The following is a 23,885-nucleotide window of genomic DNA, read 5'->3' as shown; positions in this document are numbered from 1 at the left end:
GCACAACAGGGCCCGCTGCAGGACCAGAACTCGCGGCTACGAACACATTTCGGTGTAGATGTCACGGAGGTCGGCGACCCCGAGCCCGGCCAGCGATTCGATGTGCCGGCGGCGTGGTCCGTCGGGCACCGCGACGTCGTTGGGCACCACCAGCACGACGCAGCCCGCGGCGTCCGCCGATTGCGCGCCGGTCACTGAATCCTCGATCGCCAGACAGTCCTCCGCCGCAACGCCCAGCAGTTCTGCGGCCCGCAGGTACGGAGCCGGATGCGGCTTCCCGTCGGGCACCTCGTCACCGCAAACGGTGACCGTGAAGTAGTGGCTGCCAATGGTTTTCAGCGCCTGCTCGGTCAACGTGCGCCGGGTGTTGGTCACCAGCGCCAGCGGAATGCCGCTGGCGGCCAAGGTTTCCAGCAACTCCTGCGCGCCGGGACGCCAGGGTAGCCCCTGCTCGAAGAGCTCACCGGTGTAGACGTGCAGCCAGTCCGCGGACTCGGCCATGGACTCCGGCGTCGGGTCCAGGCCGAGGTCGTCGTAGACGATCCGCATGACGTTCTCCGCCGAGCCGCCGACCGTCGTCTCCCGCACCGCGTCGGTCAGCACGCCGCCCTTCTGGGCATAAAAGGCGTGCATCGCGACGTCCCAGAGCTTTTCGGAGTCGACGAGCGTGCCGTCCATGTCGAACAGGACAGCTTTGAACATCTACCTCAGTCCTCCGGGTTGTAGCCGAGGTTGGGGGCGAGCCAGCGCTCGGCTTCCTTCAAGGTCCAGCCCTTGCGCCGCGCGTAGTCGGCGACCTGGTCCTGGGCCAAGCGGCCGACCACGAAGTACTGCGACTGCGGGTGCGAGAAGTACCAGCCGCTGACGGCGGCGCCGGGCCACATCGCCATCGACTCGGTCAGCTCGATGCCGGTCCGTTCGGTGACGTCCAGCAGAGAGAACAGCGTCGTCTTCTCGGTGTGCTCGGGGCAGGCCGGGTAACCGGGCGCCGGGCGGATGCCGACGTACTTCTCCCCGATGAGCGCCTCGTTGTCGAGCTGCTCGTCGGGGCGGTATCCCCAGAACTCCTCACGGACCCGCTGGTGCATCCGCTCGGCGAACGCCTCGGCCAGCCGGTCGGCGATCGACTCCAGCAGGATGGCGCTGTAGTCGTCGAGGGCGGCCTTGAACTCCATGATCTTGTCCTGGCTGCCGAGCCCCGCGGTGACCGCGAAGGCGCCGACGTAGTCGGCCAGGCCGGTGTCCTTGGGCGCGATGAAGTCACCGAGCGACTTGTTCGGGATCCCGTCGCGGTGCTCGCCCTGCTGACGCAGGTTGTGCAGCGTGGTCAGCACCTCGGTGCGGGTCTCGTCGGTGTAGACCTCGATGTCGTCGCCGACGGCGTTGGCGGGGAAGAAACCGATCACGCCGTTGGCGCGCAGCCACTTCTCCTTGATCAGGGTGTCGAGCATCTCCTGGGCGTCGTCGTACAACTTGCGCGCGGCCTCGCCCGACGCCGGGTTGTTGAGGATGTCGGGGAACTTGCCCTTCATCTCCCAGGCGTTGAAGAACGGCTGCCAGTCGATGTACTCACGGAGCTCGGAGAGGTCGTAGTCGAGGAACTCGCGAACGCCCACGCCCTGGGCCGGCACCGGCGGCGCGTAGCCGTCCCACTCGATCGGTGTGCGGTTTGCGCGCGCCTTCTCCAGCGTCAGCATGGGCCGCTCGTTCTTCTGCGAGTGCCGTTCGCGAAGGGCCGCGTAGTCCTTCTCCGTGGCCTCCATCAGGGCGGGACGCTGCTTGTCGTCGAGCAGTGCGGCCGCCACCGGCACCGACCGCGACGCGTCCTTGACCCAGACCACCGGACCGCTGCGGCGCGGCGAGATTTTCACGGCCGTGTGGGCGCGCGAGGTCGTCGCACCACCGATCAGCAGCGGAATCTCCAGGCCTTCACGTTCCATCTCGACGGCGAAGTTCACCATCTCGTCGAGTGACGGCGTGATCAGGCCGGACAGCCCGATGATGTCGGCGTTGTGCTCCTTGGCGGCGTCCAGGATCTTCTGGGCGGGCACCATCACACCGAGGTCGATCACCTCGAAGTTGTTGCACTGCAGAACAACCCCGACGATGTTCTTGCCGATGTCGTGGACGTCGCCCTTCACGGTCGCCATCACGATGGTGCCGTTGGTGTCCTTGCTGTCAGCCGTCCCATTCTCGGCCTTCTCCGCCTCGATGAACGGCAGCAGGTACGCCACGGCCTTCTTCATCACGCGGGCCGACTTCACGACCTGCGGCAGGAACATCTTGCCCGCGCCGAACAGGTCACCGACGACGTTCATGCCGTCCATCAGCGGGCCCTCGATCACCTCGATGGGCCGCCCGCCGGCGGCGGCGATCTCGGCGCGCAGTTCCTCGGTGTCGTCGTCGACGTGGGCGTCGATGCCCTTGACGAGGGCGTGCGTGATGCGCTCGCGGACCGGCAGACTGCGCCACTGCGCCGCGACCGGGTCCTCTTCCTTGCCCTTGGTGTTGAACCGTTCGGCGATCTCCAGCAGCCGCTCGGCCGCGTCCTCGCGCCGGTTCAGCACGACGTCCTCGATGCGCTCCCGCAACTCGGGGTCGATCTCGTCGTACGGCACCAGCGCACCGGCGTTGACGATGCCCATGTCCAGGCCCGCCTTGATGGCGTGGAACAGGAACACGGCGTGGATCGCCTCGCGCACCGGGTTGTTGCCGCGGAACGAGAACGACACGTTCGAGATGCCGCCCGAGATGTGGACGCCCGGCAGGTTCTCCTTGATCCAGGCGCAGGCCTCGATGAAGTCGATGCCGTAGGTCGCGTGCTCCTCGATGCCGGTCGCCAGCGCGAAGCAGTTCGGGTCGAAGATGATGTCCTCGGCCGGGAAGCCGACCTCCTCGGTCAGGATCCGGTACGCGCGTCCACAAATCTCCTTGCGGCGCTCCAGGTTGTCGGCCTGGCCCTGCTCGTCGAAGGCCATCACGACGACGGCGGCGCCGTACTTACGGCACAGCCGCGCCTCGCGGATGAACTTCTCCTCGCCCTCCTTCATGGAGATCGAGTTGACGATCGGCTTGCCCTGCACGTTCTTCAGGCCCGCCTCGATGACCTCCCACTTGGAGGAGTCGATCATCACCGGGACGCGGCTGATGTCGGGCTCGGCCGCGATCAGCTTGGTGAAGCGGTCCATCGCGGCGACGCCGTCGATCATGCCTTCGTCCATGTTGATGTCGATGACCTGCGCACCGACCTCGACCTGCTGCAGCGCGACCGACAGCGCGGTGTCGTAGTCCTCGGCCTTGATCAGGTTGCGGAACCGGGCGGAACCGGTGATGTTGGTGCGCTCACCGATGTTCACGAAAAGCGAATCTTCGGTGATGTTGAGCGGCTCCAGACCCGACAGCCGGGTCGCCACCGGAATCTCCGGCAGCTCGCGGGGTGTCTTGCCCTCGACGACCTTGGCGATCTCGGCGATGTGCGGCGGCGCGGTGCCGCAGCACCCGCCGACCAGGTTGACCAGACCGGCCTCGGCGAACTCCTCGATGTAGCCGGCCTGACGCTCCGGGGACTCGTCGTACTCGCCAAAAGCATTGGGCAGACCCGCATTCGGGTAGCAGGAGACGAAGGTGTCGGCGATACGCGCCACCTCGGCGATGTACGGTCGCATCTCGGGCGCGCCGAGGGCGCAGTTCAGGCCGACCGCGAGCGGCTTGGCGTGCCGGATCGCATTCCAGAACGCCTCGGTGACCTGTCCGGACAACGTCCGGCCCGACGCGTCGGTGATGGTGCCGGAGATGATCAACGGCCAGCGGCGGCCGCGCTCCTCGAACAGTGTCTCGACGGCGAACACCGCGGCCTTGGCGTTGAGCGAGTCGAAGATCGTCTCGATGATCAGGATGTCGGAGCCGCCGTCGACGAGGCCGTTGGCGGCTTCGAGGTAGGCAGCGACCAGCTGGTCGTAGGAGACGTTGCGGGCGCCGGGGTCGTTGACGTCGGGCGAGATCGACGCGGTGCGCGTCGTCGGCCCCAGAGCGCCGGCGACGTAGCGCGGCTTCTCGGGGGTGCTGAATTCGTCGGCCGCCTGGCGGGCCAGGGCGGCGCCGGCGTAGTTCAGCTCGTAGGCGAACTCCTCCATGCCGTAGTCGGCGAGCGAGACCGCGTTCGCGTTGAACGTGTTGGTCTCGAGGATGTCGGCGCCCGCCTCGAGGTATTCGCGGTGGATGCCCTCGATGATCTGCGGCTGCGTCAGCGTGAGCAGGTCGTTGTTGCCGACCAGATCGCTCGGCCAGTCCTTGAACCGCTCGCCGCGGTAGCCGGCCTCGTCGGGCCGGTCGCGCTGGATCGCCGTCCCCATTGCGCCGTCGATGACCATGATCCGCCGGCCCAGCGCAGCCGTGAGTTCATCGGTGCAGTCCGGGCGGATGTTCGGCGCGAAGGTTTTCACCGGGGCGGCAGTCACATGCGTTCCTTCCATTGCGGAAGGCGTCCTTAACTCTGCCGAGCGTGGCGGACACCGGAAAACCCGGATCCGTTGCAACGCCTCTCGACGCCAAAGAGTCTACGTCGTCAGCCGACAGACGTTCGGACGCCCACGTTGGACAGTCGATTGTCCAGTGCAGTCACATCACCATGGTAGGTGGAGTCACCAAACCGGTTTCTCGGCCCGACCCGCCCAGGGGTAGCGCTCGCGGGCGCCGAGAAGGGCTTACGCTGGCGTTGTGAGCCCGTCCGACCGGCCCCTGCCCCAGGGACTTGACCTGCCCGAACTGCACGATGCCGTCGTCGTCGCGGCGTTCGAGGGGTGGAATGACGCCGGAGACGCCGCCAGTGACGCCCTCGAGCATCTCGATGCCATGTGGGAGGCCCGGAACCTCGTCGAGATCGACGACGAGAGCTACTACGACTACCAGGTGAATCGCCCCGTCATCCGCCAGGTCGACGGCGTCACGCGCGAGCTGGTGTGGCCGTCGATGAGCATCTCCCACTGCCGCCCACCGGGCTCGGATCGCGATGTGGTGTTGATGCACGGCGTCGAACCGAACATGCGCTGGCGCACCTTCTGCGCCGAGCTGCTGGCGATCCTGGACAAACTCAACGTGCAGACCGTCGTCATCCTGGGCGCGCTGCTCGCCGACACCCCGCACACCCGCCCGGTGCCGGTGTCCGGCGCGGCGTACTCGGCCGACTCGGCCAAGTTCTTCGGGCTCGAAGAGACCCGCTACGAGGGACCGACCGGCATCGCCGGCGTCTTCCAGGACGCCTGCGTGCAGGCCGGCATCCCGGCCGTCACGTTCTGGGCGGCGGTACCGCACTACGTGTCGCAGCCCCCGTGTCCCAAGGCCACCGTCGCGCTGCTGCGGCGCGTCGAGGACGCCCTCGACGTCGAGGTGCCCCTCGGCGATCTGCCGGCGCAGGCCGAGGAGTGGGAACAGTCGGTGACCGAGATGACGGCCGACGACGAGGAGATCGCCGAGTACGTGCAGTCCCTCGAGGAACGCGGCGACGCCGAGGTCGACATGAACGAGGCGCTCGGCAAGATCGACGGCGACGCGCTGGCGGCGGAGTTCGAGCGGTACCTGAAGCGCCGCGGCCGCTAGGAGTCTGCTGAATTAATCGGTGTGGCGGCCGGGGTTGACCTGGGATTTCGCTGATAATTGGTGGGTGCAGGGTCGCTCTGATGATCAGCGTGAGTTGTTGGATGCCGAATCGGTTGCCGGGCATCTTCTGAAGCCCGACAGCGTGTTTGCGTTCCTGGCCGCTCATCGCCACGAGCTGTTCCCGGAGGAGATGTTCGCTGATCTGTTCCCGTCACGGCGGGGGCGACCCAGCGTGCCGGCCGAGGTGATGGCCTCGGTGATCACGCTGCAGGCCCTGCACGGGCTCTCCGACAACGAGACGGTGGATGCGGTCACCTTCGATCTGCGGTGGAAAGCCGCGTGCGGGCTGCCGGTCACCGCGCCGGCGTTTCACTCCACCACGCTGACGTACTGGCGGCGCCGGCTGGCGGCCTCTGATCGCCCTAACCGGATCTTCGAGGCGGTCAGAACGGTGGTCGCGCAGACCGCGGTACTGGCGGGCAAGACTCGGCGGGCATTGGATTCCACGGTCCTCGATGACGCGGTGGCCACCCAGGACACCGTGACCCAGTTGATCGCCGCGATCCGCCGCGTGGGCCGCGACGTCCCCGGCGCCGCCGAGGTGATCGAGACTCATTGCACGGCACACAATTACCACGACCCGGGTAAGCCGGCGATCGCCTGGAACGACAAGGCTGCCCGCGATCAGCTCATCGACGCCCTGGTTACTGACGCGCATCGGGTCCTGGGGCATCTGCCCGAGCAGGAGCTGGGACCGCGGGCCGCTGAGGCGGTGGCGCTGTTGGCGTTGATCGCCGGGCAGGATGTCGAACCGGTCGAAGGCTCTGATGGCACCGACGGGCAGTGGCGCATCGCCCAGAACGTTGCTCCGGATCGGGTCGTCTCGACCGTGGATCCTGATGCCCGCCACGCCCATAAGACGGTGCACCGGCGGCAGGACGGCTTCAAGGCCCATATCGCGATCGAACCCGATACCGGGATCATCACCGACTGCGCTCTGACCAAAGCCAGTGGCCCGGATAACCACGAAGCCGTCGTCGGGCTGGCCCTGCTGCAGGAGGAGCCGGCCGGGGTGCGGGTGCTCGGTGATTCGGCCTACGGCACCGGCGCGGCCCGCGCCACCCTCGCCGAACTCAAGCATGTCGCGGTGATCAAACCGCTGCCGTTGCGGGCCCCGGTGCCCGGCGGGTTCACCAGCGATGACTTCGCTATCGATTTCGATGCCCGCACCGTGACCTGCCCGGCTGGGCACACCGTCAATATCGCACCTAAAGGTGGCGCGAGATTTGAGAAGCATTGCCGCACTTGCCCATTACGGGCCCAGTGCACCACCGCGTCACGGGGACGCAACCTCACTATCAGCGAGCATGAACCGCTGCTACGTGCCGCCCGCGCAGCAGCGCGCACTCCCCGGTGGCGGGACGAGTACCGCCAACACCGGCCCATGGTGGAACGCTCCATCGCCTGGCTGACCCGCGGCAACCGCAAAGTCCGCTACCGCGGCGCCATCAAAAACGACCACTGGCTGCACCACCGCGCCGCCGCCCTCAACTTGCGCCGGCTGATCACCCTCGGCCTGACCCACACCGGCACCCACTGGGCCATCGCCTGACACGACCGGGCATTGCCACCCGCGGCACCAGATGCCACGCTCAATGCGGCGGGGTGACCCTCGAATTGTCGACCCTCGGGTCTGACTCACAACACACACGCGCCACAGAGCGCCTTGAGGCACCCCGCCCCAAAACCGCCTTATTCAGCAGGCTCCTAGACCCGGACGGGCTTGGGGGCCTTCCAGGTGCCGTCGAGCGCTTCGGGTTTGGGCCAGTACAGCCGCATCGCGATGACGAACGGCCCAGCGGGTGCGGGCAGCCAGTTGGCTTCGCGGGCCGGTCCCGGCGACCTGTTCTGCACGTTCAGCGTGATGCCGCCGTCGGGGTCCTTGATCAGGGTCGGCAGCATCGCCGAGTTGATCAGGTAGCGGTTGACGGGGTTGGCCACCAGCAGGCTCTGCGGCATCTCGTACATGGTCACCGACCAGAAGGCGTTGACGGGCGGCAGCTGTCCGGGCGCGAACCGCAGCGTGTAGTTGTTGGCGCCGGTCAGTGGCGCGCCGGTGCTGTCGGCGACAGCACTCGGATAGATCGCCTCGGCGGCAGTGTTGCCGTAGATCCCGAGCACCGCGCCGGCCATGCGGTACAGGTAATTGCCCCTGAGATCCGTTGCGGTGCCGAACAATTGGGCCGACGTCACCTCGCCGGTGTCGAACTTGTCCTTCTTGAACGTGTCGAACGCGGCCCAGGCGTCCGCCATCCCGTCCGCCACGGCCTTGCGGTTCTCGGGCGTCAGCTGGTCGGCACGGAAAGAGCCGTCGGGACCGATGCCGATGGTGGCGAAGCGCTTCCACATGACTTCCTCGGCGGCCTGCACCGGCGCGAACTTCATTGCGAAGTTGAGGATTTCGAAGAACTTCGGCGACGTGCGCTCGTCCTGCGCCGACAGCGGAGCGACGAAGTCGATGGCCGGCGCCGGCGGTGGCGGCGGCTGCTTCAGGAACGCCGACAACGGCGTCACCTGGTAACCGGCCTGAACCTTCTTGACGTTCTCGATGTCCGTCGGCCCGAACAGCTGCGTGCGGTACAGCACGAAGGCCAGCTCGGTCGAGCTGCGGATCACCCGCTCGACCCCCGGCGGCGTCGCACCGTGCCAATTCGGCCCGGCCAGAAGGTATTTGCCCGCGCCGTTGCCCGTGGCGCGGCTACCGACGTACGCGATGTTGTAGGTATAACCGTCGACGAACTGCAGCGAGTAGTACCGGCCCGGCTCGACGTCCGGCACGCTCAGCACCAGCGGCTCGGCGCGCAGGTCGGCACCCAGGAACGAGTACGGCGTGTCCGAGTTGGGCGTCTGGATCGCCTTGTCCTCGGGAGTGAAGACGCGCGCGACGTTGTGGATCTGGTTCCAGGCGCCCTTGTACTCGGGCCCGGCCTTGTCGGCGAAGTACGAGTACTGGACCCGGTAGTTGTCGACCATCGGAAACCCGTACGTGTACGCGGATTTCGCGATGGCGCGCACCTGCTCCGGCGTCGGCGGGGACGACGGGGACGGGCTCGACGACTTCTCGTCCGCACACCCGGTGACCGCCAGCAACAGGGCGGCCAGGCAGAACCAGACGATGCCGACCCGCACCGTCATCCCTTGTCGAGCTGCTCGGTGTGCGCGCTCGACGAGCGGCCCAGGGCGGCCACCTCGGCGTCCATGCGGGGCAGCAGATCGGGCACGAACTTGGCCACCGGCACCTCGCCGATACGCGTCGCCAGCAGCGGCCGCAGCCAGCGCAGCGCGCCGACCCAGCCGGGGCAGTTCACCCGCGTCTTGCGGCCCTCGATACCGGCGACGAAGGCCTCGCCGCACTTGTCGACCGACGTGGTCTTGCTGATGGGCCACGGCAGCTTCGTCAGCATCTCGGCGAACGTCGACAGGTCGGACTTGGTGTCGCGCACCATGGCGGTGTCGATCCAGGACATGTGCGCCGAGCCGACGTCGACGCCGCGGTAGCCGACCTCGAGGCGCAGCGCGTTGGCGAAGTGCTCGACAGCGGCCTTGGAGGCGTTGTACGGCGCGAGGCCGGGCGCCGCGGTGTAGGCGGCCAGCGACGACACGATCAGCACGTAGCCGCGGCGGTCGATGACCGACGGCAGTGTGGCGCGCACGGTGTGGAAAACGCCGAGGACGTTGATGTCGAGCAGCCGTTTGAAGGCCTCGGGATCGACCTGCAGCACCGAGCCGTAGGTCGCGATACCGGCGTTCGCCATCACCACGTCGATACCGCCGAAGCGCTCAACGGCTGCATCGGCGGCGGCCTGCATCGACGAGAGATCACGGACGTCGGCGACCACTGTCAGGACATCGTCACCGAGCGTGGCGGCGGTGGCGTCCAGCGCCGCCGCGTCGACGTCGGTCAGCACCAGCTTGGCGCCCTTGCGGTGCAACCGGCGGGCCACCTCGGCCCCGACCCCCGCAGCACCACCGGTGATGAAGACGACTTTTCCGTACACAGAAGACATGGTCGGAAAACTACCCCCACGGCGAAGTGACTAGAGGGTCACCCCGAGCAGCGCGTCGACCGTGTCGGCCACCAACCGCGGCGCAGCGGCGTCATGCCCCCCGTACTCGAGCGCGTCCGTCGACCAGCCATCAAGGGCGGCAAGGACTTTCGGGGTGTCGAGATCGTCGGCCAGGTAGCGGCGGACCCGGGCGAGCAGATCGGTGGCATCGGGCCCGGCGGGCAGTGCGGTGGCCGCCCGCCAGCGCTGTAACCGCACCTGAGCGGTGCTGAGGACCTCGGGGCTCCAGAAGCGGTCGGCGCGGTAGTGCCCGGCCATCAGACCGAGCCGGATGGCGCCCGGGTCGACGCCGTCGGCGCGCAGCTGCGACACCAGCACCAGGTTGCCGCGGCTCTTGCTCATCTTGTGGCCGTCCCAGCCGATCATGCCGCCGTGCACGTAGTGACGGGCGAAACGCCGCTCCCCCGTTACCGATTCGGCATGCGCGGCCGAGAACTCGTGGTGCGGGAAGGTCAGGTCGCTGCCACCGCCCTGGATGTCCAGGCCCGGCCCGACGCGGTTCAGCGCGATGGCGGCGCACTCGATGTGCCAGCCCGGCCGGCCCGCGCCGAACGGCGACGGCCAACTCGGCTCGCCGGGACGCTGCACCCGCCACAGCAGAGCGTCCAGCTGGCTGGCCTTGCCGGCGCGGTCGGGGTCGCCGCCGCGTTCGCCGAACAGCGCCAGCATGGTGTCGCGGTCGTAGCCCGACTCGTAGCCGAACTGGGTGGTGGCGTCGGCCCGGAAGTAGACGTCGGGGTACTGGGCGTCGTCGATTACGTACGCCGCGCCCGAGGCCAGCAGCTTCTCGACGAGCTCGACGACCTCGGCGACAGACTCGATGGCGCCGACGTAGTCGTGCGGCGGGAGCACCCGCAGCGCCGCCATGTCCTGCCGGAACAGCTCGGTCTCGCGGTCGCCGAGAGCGCGCCAGTCGATGCCGTCGCGGGCGGCCCGCTCGAACAGCGGGTCGTCGACATCGGTGACGTTCTGCACGTAGTGGACCTCGTGCCCGGCGTCGAGCCAGTACCGGTGCACCAGATCGAACGTCAGATAGGTGGCGGCGTGCCCGAGATGGGTGGCGTCGTACGGCGTGATACCGCAGACGTACATGGTGGCCTTCGGGCCTGCCGAGACCGGCCGGACCTGACGGTCGGCGGTGTCGTAGAGCCGGAGTTCGGGGCCGGCCTGTTTCGGCCGGCCCGGCAGGCTCGGGACGCTGGGCGCCAGCCACGATCGCATGACGTCGACTTTAGCCGTCGTCAACTCAGTGGAATGCCGCTGCCCGGCTTCGACTCCTGATAGCGCTGCGAAAGCTCTTGATACCGCCGTGCAATCCGCGCGATGCGATCGTGCAGGTCACCGCGGCGCGGTTCCGGCTGCGCATCGGCAAGTTCGCGAATCCCGTGCGCTGTCCAGAACGCGTTGGTCCGTCGATAGCCGCCCGGATCCAGACCGAACAGTTCTTTGAGGATTCGCAGATCATGCGGAATCGCGAAGCTGTCACGCGAATCCTCGTGGCTGAACAGATAGTAGTAATTGTCGAAGCCGGCCCAGGTGATCGCCGACATGCACAAGGTGCAGGGCTCGTGCGTGCTCAGAAACAGGAGGTCATGCGTCGCCGGGCGATCTGCGATCTCGTAGAACTGGTTGAGCGTATTGATCTCGCCGTGAAAGAGGGGGTTGCGCGTTTCCGCGTTGGTGCCCGCCAGCACCAACGACAGGTCCGCCTTACGCAGCAGCGCGGCCCCGAAGACCTTGTTGCCCGCGGCAACGCCCTGCGCGGTCAACGGAAGGATGTCGGACTCGATCACGTCGAGCAGTCTCGGGACGAGCTCCATTCGAGTACTCCTCATCGGTGGTTACGCCGGCCCGGTATCGTCCGCACGATGGGGCCGCCTGATCATCCCCGGGTCGCCGGGTTGTTGTTGGCCGCAGGCGCGGGCCGCCGGTTCGGCATGCCGAAAGCCTTGGTGCCCGGTGCAGTTGAGCGCGCCGTCGACGTGTTGTTCTCGGGTGGTTGTGCCTCTGTCGCCGTCGCGCTCGGCGCCGAATATGAGCGCGCCGCAGCGCTCGTGCCCGACACGGCGGCGATCGTCGAGGTTGCGGGATGGGAGGAAGGCGTCGCGGCGTCGTTGTGTGCGGGACTCGCGGCGATCGACGGCGAGGCCGCGCTGATTCATCTCGTGGATCTGCCGGACGTCGGTCCGGACGTCGTCTCGCGTCTGTGTGCCCTGGCCAGTCGGGACCGGCTTGCCAGGGCGACCTACTCGGGCACGCCCGGGCACCCCGTCCTGATCGGCCGCAGTCATTGGGACCGGATCCGCACCAGCGCCCGCGGCGACCACGGCGCGCGCGAATACCTGAACAGCGTTGGCGTGCTTCATGTTCCGTGCGAGGACCTGGCGACGGGAACAGATACCGACACACCCGCCCGCTGACGGACTTCGCCGTCGCGGTTCCCCAGTGGACGACCTGTTCCGCCTTCACGCAGGCTGATGATCTCCGCGATGACCGCGATGGCGATCTCTTCAGGAGTTCGTCCGCCCAGATCCAGCCCGATGGGAGAGGACAGCCGAGCCAATTGGCTGTCATCGATCCCCCGCTCGAGCAGCCGTGCCACCCGGTCGTCATGGGTTCTGCGCGAACCCATCGCGCCGACGAAGCCGATCTCGGGCAGCGCCAGGGCGACCTCCAGTAGCGGCACATCGAAGCGGTCGTCGTGCGTCAGCACGCAGATCGCGGTCCGCGCATCGATCAGCCCGGCACCGGCCTGTTGCCTGAGGTAGCGATCGGGCCAGTCCACGACGACCTCGTCGGCCATCGGGAACCGGTCCTTCGTGGCGAACACCGGTCGCGCATCGCACACCGTCACGCGGTAGCCGACGAATGCTGCCGCGTGCGCAACGGCGGCGACGAAGTCGGTTGCACCGAAGACGATCAGCCGCGGCCGGGGCGCCAGTACGCGCGCGAAGACGACGTCGCCGTCGGGGCCGGTCAGCGTGCGGCTGGTGGTCAACGAGTCGGCAGCGCGCACCACCGCGTCGTCCAGCGTGCCGACGCCGAGGCTGCCCTTCACCGACCGGTCGGCGATCGCCAGGTGTCCGCCGGGACCGCCACCTGACCGGGCCGGCTCGCCGGCGCTGATCAGCGTCGCCAGGACAGCGGTCTCACCCCGGTCGGCGGCTTTCACAGCGAACTCGAATTCGGTGGCATTCGACGGGCCGACGCGCTCGACGAAGACATCGATCGTTCCACCGCACAGCAGGCCGACAGCGAACACCGACTCATCGCCGGCGCCGTAGCTGACGAGCCTCGGCTCGCCCGAGGACAGCACCTCGAGAGCCACCTCGTACACCGCGCTCTCCACGCAACCGCCGCTGATGGAGCCGACGACGCTGCCGTCACCCGCCACGAGCATCGACGTACCCGGCCCGCGCGGCGTGGATCCACTGACGGCGACCACGGTGCACAACGCCACCGACTCCCCGAGCCCGATTCGGGTCAACAAATTCTCGATGACGTCCATGGTCAGTACTGCACCCGGTTGCTGTTGCCGATCCACGTCTCGAACGGCAGGAACGAGTGGTGCAAGCGGTGCTGCTGGACGGGGACCTCCCAGTGTTCCCGTGGCCTGTCGAACAATTCGTAGAACGCCCGGTCGTCGAATCCGCCGACTGCCGCGTCGTGGCGGTCCGCTGCGAACACGATCCGGTCGACCCTGGCCCACAGCGCCGCGGACAGGCACAGCGGGCAGGGTTCGCACGACGAGTAGAGCGTGTGGCCCGCCAGGCTGAAGCTCCCGACCTGCTGGCAGGCGGCGCGGATCGCCATCACCTCGGCGTGTGCGGTCGGATCAAGGTTCTGCGTCACCCGGTTCTGCCCGGTCGAAACCAGCTCACCGGCACCGACGACCACCGCACCGAACGGCCCGCCGCCGGCTTCGACATTGGCCGTCGCCAGGTCTATCGCGACGGTGAGCCACTTGGGATCAATGCCGGTGGAAACGTTCATCGTGGTGTTCCTTCCTGAGCCAGCCGCCAGACTCGATCCCTCGACATGGGGAGTTCGAATGGACGCACGCCGAGGGCGCGACGAATCGCGTTGGCAAGCGCGGGCGCCACGGGGTTGTACGGGGATTCGCTCATCGATTTCGCGCCGTAGGGACCGAGATCGTCGGCGGTCTCTGCGAACAGCACTTCCGTCGTCGGAATGTCTGCCATCTGGGGCACGCGGTACACACGGAACGTGGGTGTCGTCACCCGGCCCGCGTCGTCGATCATGATCTCTTCGTAGAGCGCAGAGCCGATGCCCTGGGCGACGCCGCCTTCCACCTGGCCCCGGCACTGGGCCGGGTTGACGACGACGCCGGCATCGGCGGCGTGCACCGACTGCAGAATCCTGACCGTCCCGGTCTCGGTGTTGACCGCGACGCGAAATCCCTGCACGTTGAACGCGATCGAACGCAGTTCACCCGTTTCGGCTCCGGTCGTCTGGAGGCCGTCGCCCACCCGATACTGCGCGGGCGCGGCCGCGATGATGTCGCCGAAGCGCACCAACCCGGTGGAGACCTGCACCCCGTGTTCACCCAGCGCACCGACTTCGCCGGTCAGCCGGAAGACGGTGTCCAGCATCAGTTCTCGCATGGCCGACGCCGCGGCGTACAACGCCTTGCCTGCAACGGTGGTCCCCGCGGATGCGAAGGCGCCCGTGTCGTAGTCAGCGGCATCGGTATCGCCGTTGCGCAGCGTGATGCGGTCCGGTGTGGTGGCCAGTGCGGTGGCGGCGATCTGTGTGTGGACCGTCGTGGTTCCGTTGCCGAATTCCACCGTCCCGATGCCGACTTCGTAGCCGCCGCTCGGAGTGAGCCGGACGTTGACCGAGGAGAAATGGCCCCGCGGAGCCAGCGTCGCGATGGCCGACAATGCGATGCCCTCCCCCGTCCGCCACTGGGCCCCCGCCGGGGCGGTCTCGCCATCGGCACCGGCCAGCGCCTGTTCGACCAGGTCGAGGCACTGGTCGAGTCCGTAACTGCCGTAGATCAGGTCCGGTTCGGGTTCGGGATGGGCGATCAGCAAGTCGTCGCCGTCGCGCACCATGTTGGTGCGGCGAATGGTGAAGGGATCGATGCCCAGCTGCAGAGCCAGCTCATCGAGAGCGCTCTCGATGGCGAAGATCACCTGACCGAGCCCGTATCCGCGGAACGCGCCCGACGGCGGATTGTTGGTGTAGACGGCCTCGGCGTCGACGCGCTTGACGGGGCATCGGTAGACGGACACCGACTCCGCACAGCCGTGGAACATGACGCCTGGCGAGTGATTTCCGTAGGCGCCGCCGTCGCTCAGCACGGCCAGCTTCATCGCGGTCAATGTGCCGTCGGAGCGGGCGCCGAGCGTGACGTCGACGCGCATGGGATGGCGATGGGCGGTCGCGGTGAGCTCGTCGGTCCGCGACATCTCGTACGCGACAGGCCGCCCGGTGCGCAGCACGGCGACCGCGACGAGGTCCTCGGTGAACATCTCCTGCTTGCCGCCGAAACCGCCCCCGACGCGCGCGGTGTACACGCGAAGCCGGTCCTCGGGCAGATCGAGCAGAAGGCACAGTTCCTTCCGAACGAGGAACGGAACCTGTGAGCTGGTGCGTAAGGTGAGCCGGCCGTCGTCGTCCAACCAGCCGATGGTGCCGTGGGTCTCCAGCTGCGCGTGCGTGACCCGCGCGGTCCGCCAGGTACCGCCGACCGTGACGTCGGAGTCCGCCAGGGCGTCGTCGACGTCACCGCCAAAGCCCTCGTGCATCGCCGCGATCACATTGCGCGACGCGTCGGCGACGCCGTCTTCGAGCGTCCGGTCCGGATGCAACAGCGGCGCGCCCGCCGACCGTGCCTCCTCCGGATCGAACACCGCGGGCAGCACCTCGTACTCGACCACGATGCGGCGGGCCGCGTCCTGCGCGGCCGCGAGCGTGTCGGCGACCACGGCGGCGACCCGTTGTCCGATGAAGCGGACGATCGGGTCGAACACGAGGGTGTCGTCGGGGTCGTCGGTCCGGATCTCGTGGCGCGCGGTGGAAAACCGCGGCGTCGCGACATTGAGATGCGTGAGGATCACTTCGACGCCGGGCACCTCCTCGGCGGCCTCGGTATCGATTGCCACGATCCGGGCGTGTGCATGGGGTGACCGCAGCACCGAAATGTGCAGCAGCCCAGGCACATCGATGTCGAATGTGTAGGGCTCGCACCCGGTGACGATCCGCCGGCCGGCGGGTGGCCGCAACGACTGTCCGATGGCCGGGCCGGCCGGGGCCACCCCGTCGCCACTGCCGGTGACCCCCGCCCGGATCGCCTCGCGAATGGGCCGGTAGCCGGTGCAACGACACAGGTTGCCCTTCATCCGCCGGTCGAGATCACCGAGGTCGTCGGGCTCGAGGGTGGACGCGGTGACGATCATCCCGGCGGTGCAGAAGCCGCACTGGAAGGCGAAGCTGTCGCAGAACGCACGCTGCATCGGATGCAGATCGTCGCCGTCGGCGAGCCCGGCAACCGTGGTGACCGCACGGCCGCCCATCCGGGCGGCGGGATAGATGCAGGAGTGCACCGGTACGCCGTCGAGAATGACCGCACACGCTCCGCAGTCGCCGGCGTCGCAGCCCTTCTTGACGTCGAGGTGTCCGGTTTCCCGGAGCAGGGTGCGCAGGCACTGCCCCGGACGCGCATCAACTTCGACGGTCGTGCCGTTGACACCGAATCTCATACGCACGCCATGGTGCGTCGCCGCCGGCCGGTGGTCATCGCGCGATTCGCAGGCGTCGGGCAGAGGCGATGGGATTCGCGTCGGCAACCAGGTCGTCGAATCGCCACGCCGCGATCCGCGAGATCTCACTGAGCGCCGCCATGTGCTCGACCTGCGGAGAATTGTCCAGTCGCCGCCAGCCGAGGGTCAGAATGTGTTCGCGACTTTCCAGATCCCGAAGGCAGATGATGAGGGGGAAGCCGAATTTCGCTTCGTAGGCAGCCGACAGCTCGCTGAATTCCTCGGCCTCCTCCTCGGTGAGACCGTCGAGGCCGAGGTAGGCCAGATCGACTTTCGACATGTTGTGTTCCTGTGTCTCGGACAGGCCCGGATACGCCTGCATCAGCTCCATCTGCTCGGCGGGTGTGGCCGCGAGCAGCGCGGTCTGGACGGCGCCACGCAGTGCGCGGGTGTCGGCGAACGGACGTTGCGCGAATGCGCGTTCAACCGGCCAGGCCAGGCCCTGATACAGGACCGAGAACGTCTTGACGAACTCCTCCTGCGTCATCTTGTTGACGGCATCGAGTCCGACTTCGCCGGTCCGTGGCGTGCCGGCGACCATCGGGCCGCGGTTCGGACCGATGTGGAAGAACACGATGTTCAGGACGATCGCGGCAATGGCGCCCAGCGTGATCCCGGAACCGCAGATGATCTGGGCCCAGGCGGGAAAGCTGAATTTCAGCAGCGGCTGGGCGGTGACGAGCATGCCCAGGCCGAGTGCGGTGCCGACGATCACCGCGTTGCGGTGATCGTTGAAATCGACTTTCGACAGGGTCTGGATGCCCACCACGGCCACCGTGGCGAACAGCGCCAGCGATGCCCCGCCCAGCACCGAGTGCGGGATCGCGGCCACGACGGCCGCGGCCTTCGGTAGGTAGCCCAGCACGATCATGATGACGCCCGCGGTGGCCACCACCCAGCGGCTCTTGACCTGCGTCAAGCGAACGAGCCCGACGTTCTCCGCGAAGCACGTGTACGGGAACGAGTTGAGGACGCCGCCGATCGTGGTCGCCATGCCGTCGGCGCGCAGCGCTCTGGCAATGTCGTTGGCGCCCACGCGTTTTCCCACGATCTCGGCCGTCGCGAAGACGTCACCCGTGGTTTCCACCGCGGTGATGATCATGACGACGATCATCGAGATGATCGCGGTGGCGCTGAATGTGGGCCAGCCGAAGTAGAACGGCGTGGTCACGCCGAGCCAGTGGGACGTACCTACGGCACTGAAATCGACATCCCCGAGCAGCGCGGCAACCGCGGTGCCGAGGACCAGCCCGGCCAGCACGGCGATCGTCGCGAGGAACCCGCGGAAGAGGCGCTGCATCACGATGATGATCAGCAGCGTGCCCGCGGCATACGCGAGATCCTTCAGTGCCACATCCGTTTTCATCGCCTCGGTGGTCGTGCCGCCGACGATGTCGTTGGCCGCGACGGGCAGGAGCGCGATCCCGATGATCGTGATGACCGATCCGGTGACGACCGGAGGGAAGAAGCGCAGCAGCTTCGAGAAGTACGGCGCCATGAAGAAGGTGAAGAGTCCGGCGACGATCACCGACCCGTACACCGACAGCAGGCCGGGGACCCCCGACAACCCGCCGGCTGTGCCGATCGCGATCATGGGGCTGACCGCCGCGAAGGTCACCCCCTGGATCAACGGGAGTTTGACGCCCACCTTCCAGAAGCCGACCGACTGGATGATCGTCGCGATGCCACACGTGAACAGGTCGGCATTGATGAGGTGGATCGTCTGCTCGGGCGACAGCTTCAGGGCGCCGGCGACGATGATCGGAACCAGCACCGCGCCGGCATAGAACGCCAGCACGTGCTGCATGCCGTACACCGCGAGCTTGGGAATCGGCAGCACCTCGTCGACGGGATGCACGGCCTTGCGCGCGACGTCGGCTCGGTCCGTCTCAATCGGCATGGCCCACCTCCAGGCGAGAAGAAATTACTGAGCGAATGTCCACGGCGAGAACCGCGCTGACGGCCCGGCGCCAGTCCGCAGACCCGAGCGGGTCCGTGTAATAGCCGGACGCGGCCAGGACGTCGGACCGGAGAGCTTCGGCGCCGGGCAGCTCCGGATAGCGAAAGACGGTGGGCGCGAGCGTCGCAGCCGTGACCGTGAAGACCGCCGACCCGTCGTCGTCGCGGCGGCCGCTGACGACGGCACCCGAGCGTCCGTACTCGGCCAGCGCGATGGTGTGCAGTGCCGCCCTGGAACGCAGCGCCCGTTCCGGCAGGTGCAGGGCCCGCAGCACCTCGCCGTGGGCCAGCGAGTTGGTCCCGTTGCCGGTGACCAGATCCGCGACCGGGTCCCATCGGGTCTGGCCGTCAGGAGTCCAGATCTCGGCCACGCCGTCGAGGGCGACGGCAAGCGACACCATCGACGCGGCCGCGAACGACCGGCAGATGTTGCCTCCGACGGTGGCGACGTTCCAGATCTTGAACGAGGCGAGCAACGCATTGGCGCAGTCGCCGAAGAGCTGCTGGGCGGGCCACTCGGCGCGGCGCGGGTAGCGCACGAGTTCGGCGATGGTGCAGGTGGCCGCGATGCGCAGTCCGTCGCCGGTGCGCTCGATCGGGCACCAGTCCATGGTCGTGAGGTCGACGACACCGGCGAGCTCGGCCTGCGGTTCGGAGAACGTCCACGTCCCGCCGGCGACGAAGGACTCGCCGTCGGCAAGGCGCAGGTCGTCGCGGGTGCGCGCGAATCGGTACCGGCTGACGGTGTGCAGGTCCATGGCTCAGCAGAAACCTGGAATCGTGGCCCACGCCTCCGGCGCCTGCTCCGCGCCTTCGCGGGTGATGGTGGCTTGGATCAAGCCGTACGGCCGGTCGGCGGCGTAGAAGACCTCGTTCGGGTTCTCCAGACCGAACGGGCTGAGGTCGACGACGAAGTGGTGCTTGTTGGGACATGACAACTTCACTTCGGCGACCACATCGAACTTCTCGAGGATCGCCTTGCCGATCTCGAACAGCGTCTGTTGCAACGCGAGTGAGTGGACGCCGGCGAACGTGGCGAGCACGACCTCGGTGATGGCCTCGTGCAGCGCGTTGAAGTCGAGGTCGGTGCCGTCGGTGTCAGTGCTGAGGTAGCGCCACCATGCGGTGATGGACGTGGCCATGATGCGGTCGTCGGTCTCGGCCAGCGTGGTGTATTTGTCGCGGGGGAAGCCGTGGAACTCCGATCCGGTCGACTTGAGCACGACGCAGTCCTTGATGCCGGACACCACCCACGTCGTGTCGCCGGCCATCTGGACGACCGTCGTCCGGACGAACTTGCCGGCCCGGACAAACGAGTGGTCGTGCGGCTCGCCGTCGACGACGATCCGTTCCCACGCGTATTCCTCTGCCTCCCAACGACCTCCGGTGACCCACTCGAAATCACCGACGAAGTGCCGGCCCAGGGCAATCAGGAAATCCTCGGGCGACTTCACGCCCACTTCTTTCGCGTAGGCGTACACGGTGTTCTTCTGCGTGTCGGTCGCGACGACGTGCGAGTTGTCACCCGCGTAGTGGCATGCGCTGAAATCGCCCCGCAGCTGCGAGGTGACGTTCAGATCGATGATGCGATGTACGGGGGTGTCCCGGACGATGCGCACGAGGCGGTTCTCCGCCTTGCCGTACTGATTCGACCCGAGGACGATGTCACCCACTGCCACGATTTCCCCTGACGCACGTTGAACGGCTTACCGCTGCAACGTACGTTTCAGTTTTTGTTGGGGCGTCACCATTTCGTTTCAACCGTGTGACGGTGTTTTCCGCTCCACAGACGGCCGAAATGGCCTGGACCTGGACGTAAACGGATCGTAACAATCTCGTCAGGGCGAATCTTTGCTGCAACGCTAGATTCAGTCCATGGATCTTCAGACCTTCAACTCTGCGTTGCCTGAGGAAGCCGAAGAGGTGCTGCGTCCCTGCGCCGATATTGCGTCCTGGCTCAGCGCGGTTGTCGCCGCGCGGCCTTTTGCGACCATCAGTGAACTCGAGTCGGCGGCCGCGCGCGCCGCAGCCGATTGGAGCGTCGACGACCTGGACCAGGCGCTGGCACAGCACCCGCGCATCGGCGAACGAGCCGACGGACCATCGGTCGAGTCCGGTCTCTCCCGCGGCGAACAGCCGGCCATGCCCGACGGGCTGGCAGCAACGATGGCCAGGGCCAACGCGGACTATGAGGCGAAGTTCGGGCGCATCTTCCTCATCCGCGCGAAGGGTCGCAGTGCCGCGGACATCTATGACGCCCTGCGATATCGGCTGTCGCTGGAACCCGAGGAGGAAGCCGCCATCGCCATCGGCCAGCTCCGGGAGATCGCACTGCTCCGCTTGGCAGAAAGGGTGACGCCATGACATCGCCGGCCGCGCAGACGTCCCTGTCCACTCATGTGCTCGACGCCGCCCGCGGGAAACCCGCCGCGGCTCTCGAGGTCGTCCTGAGCCGAATGAACGAGCAGGTGGCGACCGCACACACCGACGACGACGGCCGAATTCGTTGGGAAGTCCCACTGAATCCCGGTGACTACCTACTGCATTTCGCGACGGGCGCCTGGTTCGCCGGTGCCGATCGGGAGACGTTCTACCCCGCCGTCGACGTACACGTCACAATCGGAGCGGGCCACACGCACGTCGCGCTGTTGCTCAGCCCGTTCGCGTACACCACGTACCGGGGCAGCTGATGCGCGCGGACCAGCCGGACTCGCTGGAGGCGAGAATCGCGAACTGCTATGCGTCGCTGAGCCCACAGGAACGCCGCGCTGCCGATGTGCTGCTCGCGCACGCTGGTGATGCCGGTACCTATCGCGCCAGCGAACTCGCCACCATGGCCGACGTCTCGAAGGCGACGTTCTCCCGGCTGGTACGCGCCCTGGAATTCACCAACTTCGATGCCATGCGTGAGCACCTACGCGCCCTGCGCCGATCGGGTGTGCCCCTCGCCATCGAGAGGACGCCCGATGTCAGCGCGATCATCTCGCAGGACATCGCGAACCTGCACGCCATGCACGCGCTGCTGGATGAGGCGGTGGTCGAGGCCATCGCAGAGAAGATCGCCGCCTCCCGTCGCATCGCCATCTGCGGCTATCGGAGCAGCCTGGCCGCGGCAACGCTGCTGAGGCTGAACCTCGCGCAGATCCGGCCCGACACCTGGCTGGCGCCCAGTTCGGGTCAGTCCGTCGCCGAGGACATCGCGGACTTCGATGGGCGGGACCTCGTCATCGCGATGTCGTTCCGGCGCCATGGCCGATGGGCAAAAGAACTCGTCGACTGGGCGTCCGACTCGCGAATTCCGTTGGCGCTCTTCGCCGATGACCAACTGCGTGCGCTCGCGGCACGCGCCACCTGGTGGCTCGAATGCCCGAACGTCTCCCCCGGCGCGTTCGACAGTCACGCGGCGGCGATGAGCCTCGTTGCCGTCCTGTCCGACCGCGTCCTGGCCCTCACGCCCGACGGCGCACAGCGCATCGACCGCGTCAACTCGGTCCACGAGACACTTGGCGCACCGCCTCGAGCAACGAATCGGCGAACTCCGGGCGGCACATGACGAAGTCCGGCAGGTACGGATCGGGCCGGTTGTACCGCAGCGGCGAGCCGTCGAGACGCGACGCGAACAGCCCGGCCGCCTGCACCACGCCGGCCGGTGCCGCCGAGTCCCATTCCCACTGCCCGCCGGCGTGCACGTAGGCGTCGACGTCGCCGCGCACCACGGCCATCGCCTTGGCGCCGGCCGAGCCGATGCCGACGAGCTCCATGTCGAGAACATCGCGCAGCCACCACACGACGGCCGGCGGCCGGTAGGTACTGGTGGCAACGCGGATGGGGCCGGGACGACGCGGTGGCGGTCCGGTCACGGTGTCGGTGCGATGCACCTCGCCGTGCGCCGGTAGCGCGACGGCCGCGTCGGTGATGGACCCGTCCGGGCTGCCGTCGCGCTGCCACAGCGCGATGTGGACGGCCCAGTCCGGCCGCCCGCGCCCGAACTCGCGGGTGCCGTCGACCGGGTCGACGATCCACACCCGGTCCGAGCGCAGGCGCACCAGATCGTCGGCGGCCTCCTCCGACAGGATGGCGTCGTCGGGGCGGGCCGTGCGCAGCCGATCGAGAATCAGCGTGTTGGCGTGCCGGTCGCCGGCCGCGCCGAGGGTGTACGGATCGTGGGAGCCGAGCCGGTCGCGCACCGACAGCAGGAATTCCCCGGCCTCCTGCGCGACCTCGGCGGCCAGTGCGACATCGGTCTGCGCCCTGCCACTGTCCGCCATGCCCATGAGTATCGCCGAGGGCAACGTCACAGCCGAAATCGCCCATTCACAGGCACGTTGCAGGCTGCTGGCAGGTCCTGCCGAAATAGGCCTCATAGCATTTCGGACAACTATTTACCGGGTAGTCAGCAAGGAGGACGTCATGAAGGTGGCGAAGACATTCGGATTCGTGGGCATCGCCGCAGCAGTGACGATGGGCGTACTCGGCGTGACCAACGCACCTGCGCCGGACAACACTCCCGTCGCCTCGTCGGGCCACGGCTCGACCACCGGCGAGTACAACCAGCCGACGGTCGCCGGCATCAACATGGGCTCCACGGAGACGCCGACGACGCCCAGCAGCGTCGAGCCCGTCACCGTCGCTTCCCCGCCGGTGAAGGCCAAGCCGTACTCCGGCTGAGCCGACCACGGGCACGTGAAAGGGCTCCGGGAGATTCCCGGAGCCCTTTCACGTTGGGGCACAGCCTAACTCGGGGTGGCTCCCGGCGCGCGGACCACCATGGGCACGGCCGGGAAGTATGACGCCATCTCCGACCGCGACCGGCGCAGCGCCGCGGTGCCGTAGCCACGGTGGCGGTACTCGGGGTGGACCCAGATCCGGACGTTGACCTCACCGCCGACCAGTTCACCGAACACCATGCCGACCTTGGCACCGTCTTCCTCGGCGACGAACCACACCGCTTCCTCGGCATTGACGCGGGCGAGCGCGGCCTTGATCTCGTCGTCCAGGTCGCCGGCGGCGCGGCCCGAGCCGTCACCGGAAGCGCCGACATCGGCGGTGCGGGTGGCGAAGATGTCGCGGTCGTCGGCACCGGAGAAGGGACGCAGCGACAGGTTGTCCCCGAAGCTGGCGGGGCGGTCCTTCACCGTGAAGGACAGCTGGCTGTTCAGATCTTCGAGCTCGTCGGCGATGCGCTTGCGGGCGTCCTTGGTCAGCAGATCGAAGGACATCGCCATGACCTGCTCGCCGCCGGCATGCGAGGTGCCCAGCAGCTTGGCGATGGCTTCAACGGCGGCGGCCTTGTTGTCGGCTTCGACGATGACGTCGAGCACCTCGTGCCGGCGGTCCAGCGCTTTCTGGAGGGCATCGGTGATCTCGCGGCGGGCTGCGGCCTTGTCGTGGTCGGTCATGCCGACGAGCCTAGAGC

21 protein-coding genes are annotated in these 23,885 nt (G+C 67.6%); 7 read left to right on the top strand and 14 right to left on the bottom strand.

What is annotated here, in order from left to right:
* Positions 1–36: 36 nt before the first annotated feature.
* Both ACZ5IQ_RS10655 and metH read right to left on the bottom strand, forming a co-directional pair.
* The gene (locus tag ACZ5IQ_RS10655) at positions 37–702 is read right to left on the bottom strand and encodes an HAD family hydrolase (RefSeq protein WP_064857744.1); all 666 of its coding nucleotides are present in this window, start codon (positions 700–702) and stop codon (positions 37–39) included.
* Between the two features lie 5 nt (positions 703–707).
* The gene (metH, locus tag ACZ5IQ_RS10650; protein WP_061006063.1) at positions 708–4,472 is read right to left on the bottom strand and encodes a methionine synthase; all 3,765 of its coding nucleotides are present in this window, start codon (positions 4,470–4,472) and stop codon (positions 708–710) included.
* Between the two features lie 265 nt (positions 4,473–4,737).
* On the opposite strand from metH, the gene ACZ5IQ_RS10645 reads away from it, so the two are divergent.
* Both ACZ5IQ_RS10645 and ACZ5IQ_RS10640 read left to right on the top strand, forming a co-directional pair.
* The gene (locus ACZ5IQ_RS10645) at positions 4,738–5,595 is read left to right on the top strand and encodes a PAC2 family protein (protein WP_406776168.1); all 858 of its coding nucleotides are present in this window, start codon (positions 4,738–4,740) and stop codon (positions 5,593–5,595) included.
* Positions 5,596–5,659: 64 nt separating this feature from the next.
* Positions 5,660–7,207, top strand: coding sequence for an IS1182 family transposase (locus tag ACZ5IQ_RS10640; protein WP_061009594.1), 1,548 nt, complete (start codon positions 5,660–5,662; stop codon positions 7,205–7,207).
* A gap of 155 nt (positions 7,208–7,362) precedes the next feature.
* Here the strand turns inward: ACZ5IQ_RS10640 and ACZ5IQ_RS10635 are convergent, their stop codons facing one another.
* The 4 genes from ACZ5IQ_RS10635 to ACZ5IQ_RS10620 are packed head-to-tail and all read right to left on the bottom strand — an operon-like array spanning position 7,363 to position 11,542.
* On the bottom strand, positions 7,363–8,790 hold the full coding sequence (locus ACZ5IQ_RS10635; RefSeq protein ID WP_464481218.1) for a DUF1254 domain-containing protein: 1,428 nt from the start codon (positions 8,788–8,790) through the stop codon (positions 7,363–7,365).
* Positions 8,787–9,662 carry an SDR family oxidoreductase gene (locus ACZ5IQ_RS10630; RefSeq protein WP_464481217.1) on the bottom strand — a complete coding sequence of 292 codons (876 nt, stop codon included), beginning with the start codon at positions 9,660–9,662 and terminating at the stop codon, positions 8,787–8,789. Before ACZ5IQ_RS10630 ends, ACZ5IQ_RS10635 begins: the two co-directional genes overlap by 4 nt.
* A gap of 30 nt (positions 9,663–9,692) precedes the next feature.
* The gene (gene mshC / locus ACZ5IQ_RS10625) at positions 9,693–10,943 is read right to left on the bottom strand and encodes a cysteine--1-D-myo-inosityl 2-amino-2-deoxy-alpha-D-glucopyranoside ligase (RefSeq protein ID WP_464481216.1); all 1,251 of its coding nucleotides are present in this window, start codon (positions 10,941–10,943) and stop codon (positions 9,693–9,695) included.
* 20 nt (positions 10,944–10,963) lie between these two features.
* Entirely contained in the window at positions 10,964–11,542 is a 579-nt protein-coding gene (locus tag ACZ5IQ_RS10620) for a tRNA-specific adenosine deaminase (RefSeq protein WP_061006420.1), read from the bottom strand.
* Positions 11,543–11,590: 48 nt separating this feature from the next.
* On the opposite strand from ACZ5IQ_RS10620, the gene ACZ5IQ_RS10615 reads away from it, so the two are divergent.
* Positions 11,591–12,142 carry a nucleotidyltransferase family protein gene (locus ACZ5IQ_RS10615; protein ID WP_061006421.1) on the top strand — a complete coding sequence of 184 codons (552 nt, stop codon included), beginning with the start codon at positions 11,591–11,593 and terminating at the stop codon, positions 12,140–12,142.
* On the opposite strand, the gene ACZ5IQ_RS10610 is transcribed toward ACZ5IQ_RS10615, so the two are convergent.
* Genes ACZ5IQ_RS10610 through pucL form a run of 6 tightly spaced genes read right to left on the bottom strand, consistent with a single transcriptional unit; the run spans position 12,085 to position 20,142 of the window.
* Entirely contained in the window at positions 12,085–13,230 is a 1,146-nt protein-coding gene (locus tag ACZ5IQ_RS10610; RefSeq protein WP_061006422.1) for an XdhC family protein, read from the bottom strand. The genes ACZ5IQ_RS10615 and ACZ5IQ_RS10610 overlap by 58 nt on opposite strands.
* 2 nt (positions 13,231–13,232) lie before the next feature.
* On the bottom strand, positions 13,233–13,715 hold the full coding sequence (locus ACZ5IQ_RS10605) for a nucleoside deaminase (protein WP_061006423.1): 483 nt from the start codon (positions 13,713–13,715) through the stop codon (positions 13,233–13,235).
* The gene (locus tag ACZ5IQ_RS10600) at positions 13,712–16,450 is read right to left on the bottom strand and encodes a molybdopterin-dependent oxidoreductase (protein WP_464481215.1); all 2,739 of its coding nucleotides are present in this window, start codon (positions 16,448–16,450) and stop codon (positions 13,712–13,714) included. The genes ACZ5IQ_RS10605 and ACZ5IQ_RS10600 overlap by 4 nt, the downstream gene beginning before the upstream one ends.
* 34 nt (positions 16,451–16,484) lie before the next feature.
* Positions 16,485–18,410, bottom strand: coding sequence for a solute carrier family 23 protein (locus tag ACZ5IQ_RS10595; RefSeq protein ID WP_464481214.1), 1,926 nt, complete (start codon positions 18,408–18,410; stop codon positions 16,485–16,487).
* Positions 18,400–19,227, bottom strand: coding sequence for an FAD binding domain-containing protein (locus ACZ5IQ_RS10590; RefSeq protein ID WP_464481213.1), 828 nt, complete (start codon positions 19,225–19,227; stop codon positions 18,400–18,402). Before ACZ5IQ_RS10590 ends, ACZ5IQ_RS10595 begins: the two co-directional genes overlap by 11 nt.
* Before the next feature lie 3 nt (positions 19,228–19,230).
* Positions 19,231–20,142: a factor-independent urate hydroxylase gene (pucL, locus tag ACZ5IQ_RS10585; protein WP_464481455.1), complete on the bottom strand. Its 912-nt coding sequence runs from the start codon at positions 20,140–20,142 to the stop codon at positions 19,231–19,233.
* A gap of 202 nt (positions 20,143–20,344) precedes the next feature.
* Between pucL and uraD the strand changes: the two genes are divergently transcribed.
* From uraD to ACZ5IQ_RS10570, 3 genes are read left to right on the top strand one after another with little or no spacing between them, the layout of a single operon-like run.
* The gene (uraD, locus tag ACZ5IQ_RS10580) at positions 20,345–20,833 is read left to right on the top strand and encodes a 2-oxo-4-hydroxy-4-carboxy-5-ureidoimidazoline decarboxylase (RefSeq protein WP_464481212.1); all 489 of its coding nucleotides are present in this window, start codon (positions 20,345–20,347) and stop codon (positions 20,831–20,833) included.
* Positions 20,830–21,159, top strand: coding sequence for a hydroxyisourate hydrolase (uraH, locus tag ACZ5IQ_RS10575; RefSeq protein ID WP_464481211.1), 330 nt, complete (start codon positions 20,830–20,832; stop codon positions 21,157–21,159). The genes uraD and uraH overlap by 4 nt, the downstream gene beginning before the upstream one ends.
* A complete protein-coding gene (locus ACZ5IQ_RS10570; protein WP_464481210.1) occupies positions 21,159–22,022 on the top strand; it encodes a MurR/RpiR family transcriptional regulator in 864 nt (287 codons plus the stop codon). Before uraH ends, ACZ5IQ_RS10570 begins: the two co-directional genes overlap by 1 nt.
* Here the strand turns inward: ACZ5IQ_RS10570 and ACZ5IQ_RS10565 are convergent.
* Positions 21,952–22,743 (bottom strand): 3'(2'),5'-bisphosphate nucleotidase CysQ, encoded by a 792-nt coding sequence (locus tag ACZ5IQ_RS10565; protein ID WP_464481454.1) that lies wholly within the window; start codon positions 22,741–22,743, stop codon positions 21,952–21,954. The genes ACZ5IQ_RS10570 and ACZ5IQ_RS10565 overlap by 71 nt on opposite strands.
* Positions 22,744–22,879: 136 nt before the next feature.
* On the opposite strand from ACZ5IQ_RS10565, the gene ACZ5IQ_RS10560 reads away from it, so the two are divergent.
* Positions 22,880–23,137 carry a hypothetical protein gene (locus ACZ5IQ_RS10560; RefSeq protein WP_464481209.1) on the top strand — a complete coding sequence of 86 codons (258 nt, stop codon included), beginning with the start codon at positions 22,880–22,882 and terminating at the stop codon, positions 23,135–23,137.
* Positions 23,138–23,202: 65 nt separating this feature from the next.
* On the opposite strand, the gene ACZ5IQ_RS10555 is transcribed toward ACZ5IQ_RS10560, so the two are convergent.
* The gene (locus tag ACZ5IQ_RS10555) at positions 23,203–23,868 is read right to left on the bottom strand and encodes a GNAT family N-acetyltransferase (protein ID WP_212812027.1); all 666 of its coding nucleotides are present in this window, start codon (positions 23,866–23,868) and stop codon (positions 23,203–23,205) included.
* Positions 23,869–23,885: the final 17 nt, after the last annotated feature.

This window comes from Mycobacterium toneyamaense, from assembly GCF_055384815.1.
The sequence above is the reverse complement of the archived record's forward strand: the minus strand, read 5'-3'. Positions and strand labels throughout refer to the sequence as shown.

Bases quoted from the DNA above. Each gene is read 5' to 3' on its own strand.
- ACZ5IQ_RS10565 (WP_464481454.1), bottom strand. From the start codon at position 22,743: ATGGGCATGGCGGACAGTGGCAGGGCGCAGACCGATGTCGCACTGGCC.
- ACZ5IQ_RS10610 (WP_061006422.1), bottom strand. From the start codon at position 13,230: ATGGACGTCATCGAGAATTTGTTGACCCGAATCGGGCTCGGGGAGTCG.
- uraD (WP_464481212.1), top strand. From the start codon at position 20,345: ATGGATCTTCAGACCTTCAACTCTGCGTTGCCTGAGGAAGCCGAAGAG.
- uraH (WP_464481211.1), top strand. From the start codon at position 20,830: ATGACATCGCCGGCCGCGCAGACGTCCCTGTCCACTCATGTGCTCGAC.
- metH (WP_061006063.1), bottom strand. From the start codon at position 4,472: ATGGAAGGAACGCATGTGACTGCCGCCCCGGTGAAAACCTTCGCGCCG.
- ACZ5IQ_RS10570 (WP_464481210.1), top strand. From the start codon at position 21,159: ATGCGCGCGGACCAGCCGGACTCGCTGGAGGCGAGAATCGCGAACTGC.
- ACZ5IQ_RS10605 (WP_061006423.1), bottom strand. From the start codon at position 13,715: ATGAACGTTTCCACCGGCATTGATCCCAAGTGGCTCACCGTCGCGATA.
- ACZ5IQ_RS10560 (WP_464481209.1), top strand. From the start codon at position 22,880: ATGAAGGTGGCGAAGACATTCGGATTCGTGGGCATCGCCGCAGCAGTG.
- ACZ5IQ_RS10590 (WP_464481213.1), bottom strand. From the start codon at position 19,227: ATGGACCTGCACACCGTCAGCCGGTACCGATTCGCGCGCACCCGCGAC.
- mshC (WP_464481216.1), bottom strand. From the start codon at position 10,943: ATGCGATCGTGGCTGGCGCCCAGCGTCCCGAGCCTGCCGGGCCGGCCG.
- ACZ5IQ_RS10635 (WP_464481218.1), bottom strand. From the start codon at position 8,790: ATGACGGTGCGGGTCGGCATCGTCTGGTTCTGCCTGGCCGCCCTGTTG.
- ACZ5IQ_RS10555 (WP_212812027.1), bottom strand. From the start codon at position 23,868: ATGACCGACCACGACAAGGCCGCAGCCCGCCGCGAGATCACCGATGCC.
- ACZ5IQ_RS10595 (WP_464481214.1), bottom strand. From the start codon at position 18,410: ATGCCGATTGAGACGGACCGAGCCGACGTCGCGCGCAAGGCCGTGCAT.
- ACZ5IQ_RS10620 (WP_061006420.1), bottom strand. From the start codon at position 11,542: ATGGAGCTCGTCCCGAGACTGCTCGACGTGATCGAGTCCGACATCCTT.
- ACZ5IQ_RS10615 (WP_061006421.1), top strand. From the start codon at position 11,591: ATGGGGCCGCCTGATCATCCCCGGGTCGCCGGGTTGTTGTTGGCCGCA.
- ACZ5IQ_RS10600 (WP_464481215.1), bottom strand. From the start codon at position 16,450: ATGAGATTCGGTGTCAACGGCACGACCGTCGAAGTTGATGCGCGTCCG.
- ACZ5IQ_RS10655 (WP_064857744.1), bottom strand. From the start codon at position 702: ATGTTCAAAGCTGTCCTGTTCGACATGGACGGCACGCTCGTCGACTCC.
- ACZ5IQ_RS10630 (WP_464481217.1), bottom strand. From the start codon at position 9,662: ATGTCTTCTGTGTACGGAAAAGTCGTCTTCATCACCGGTGGTGCTGCG.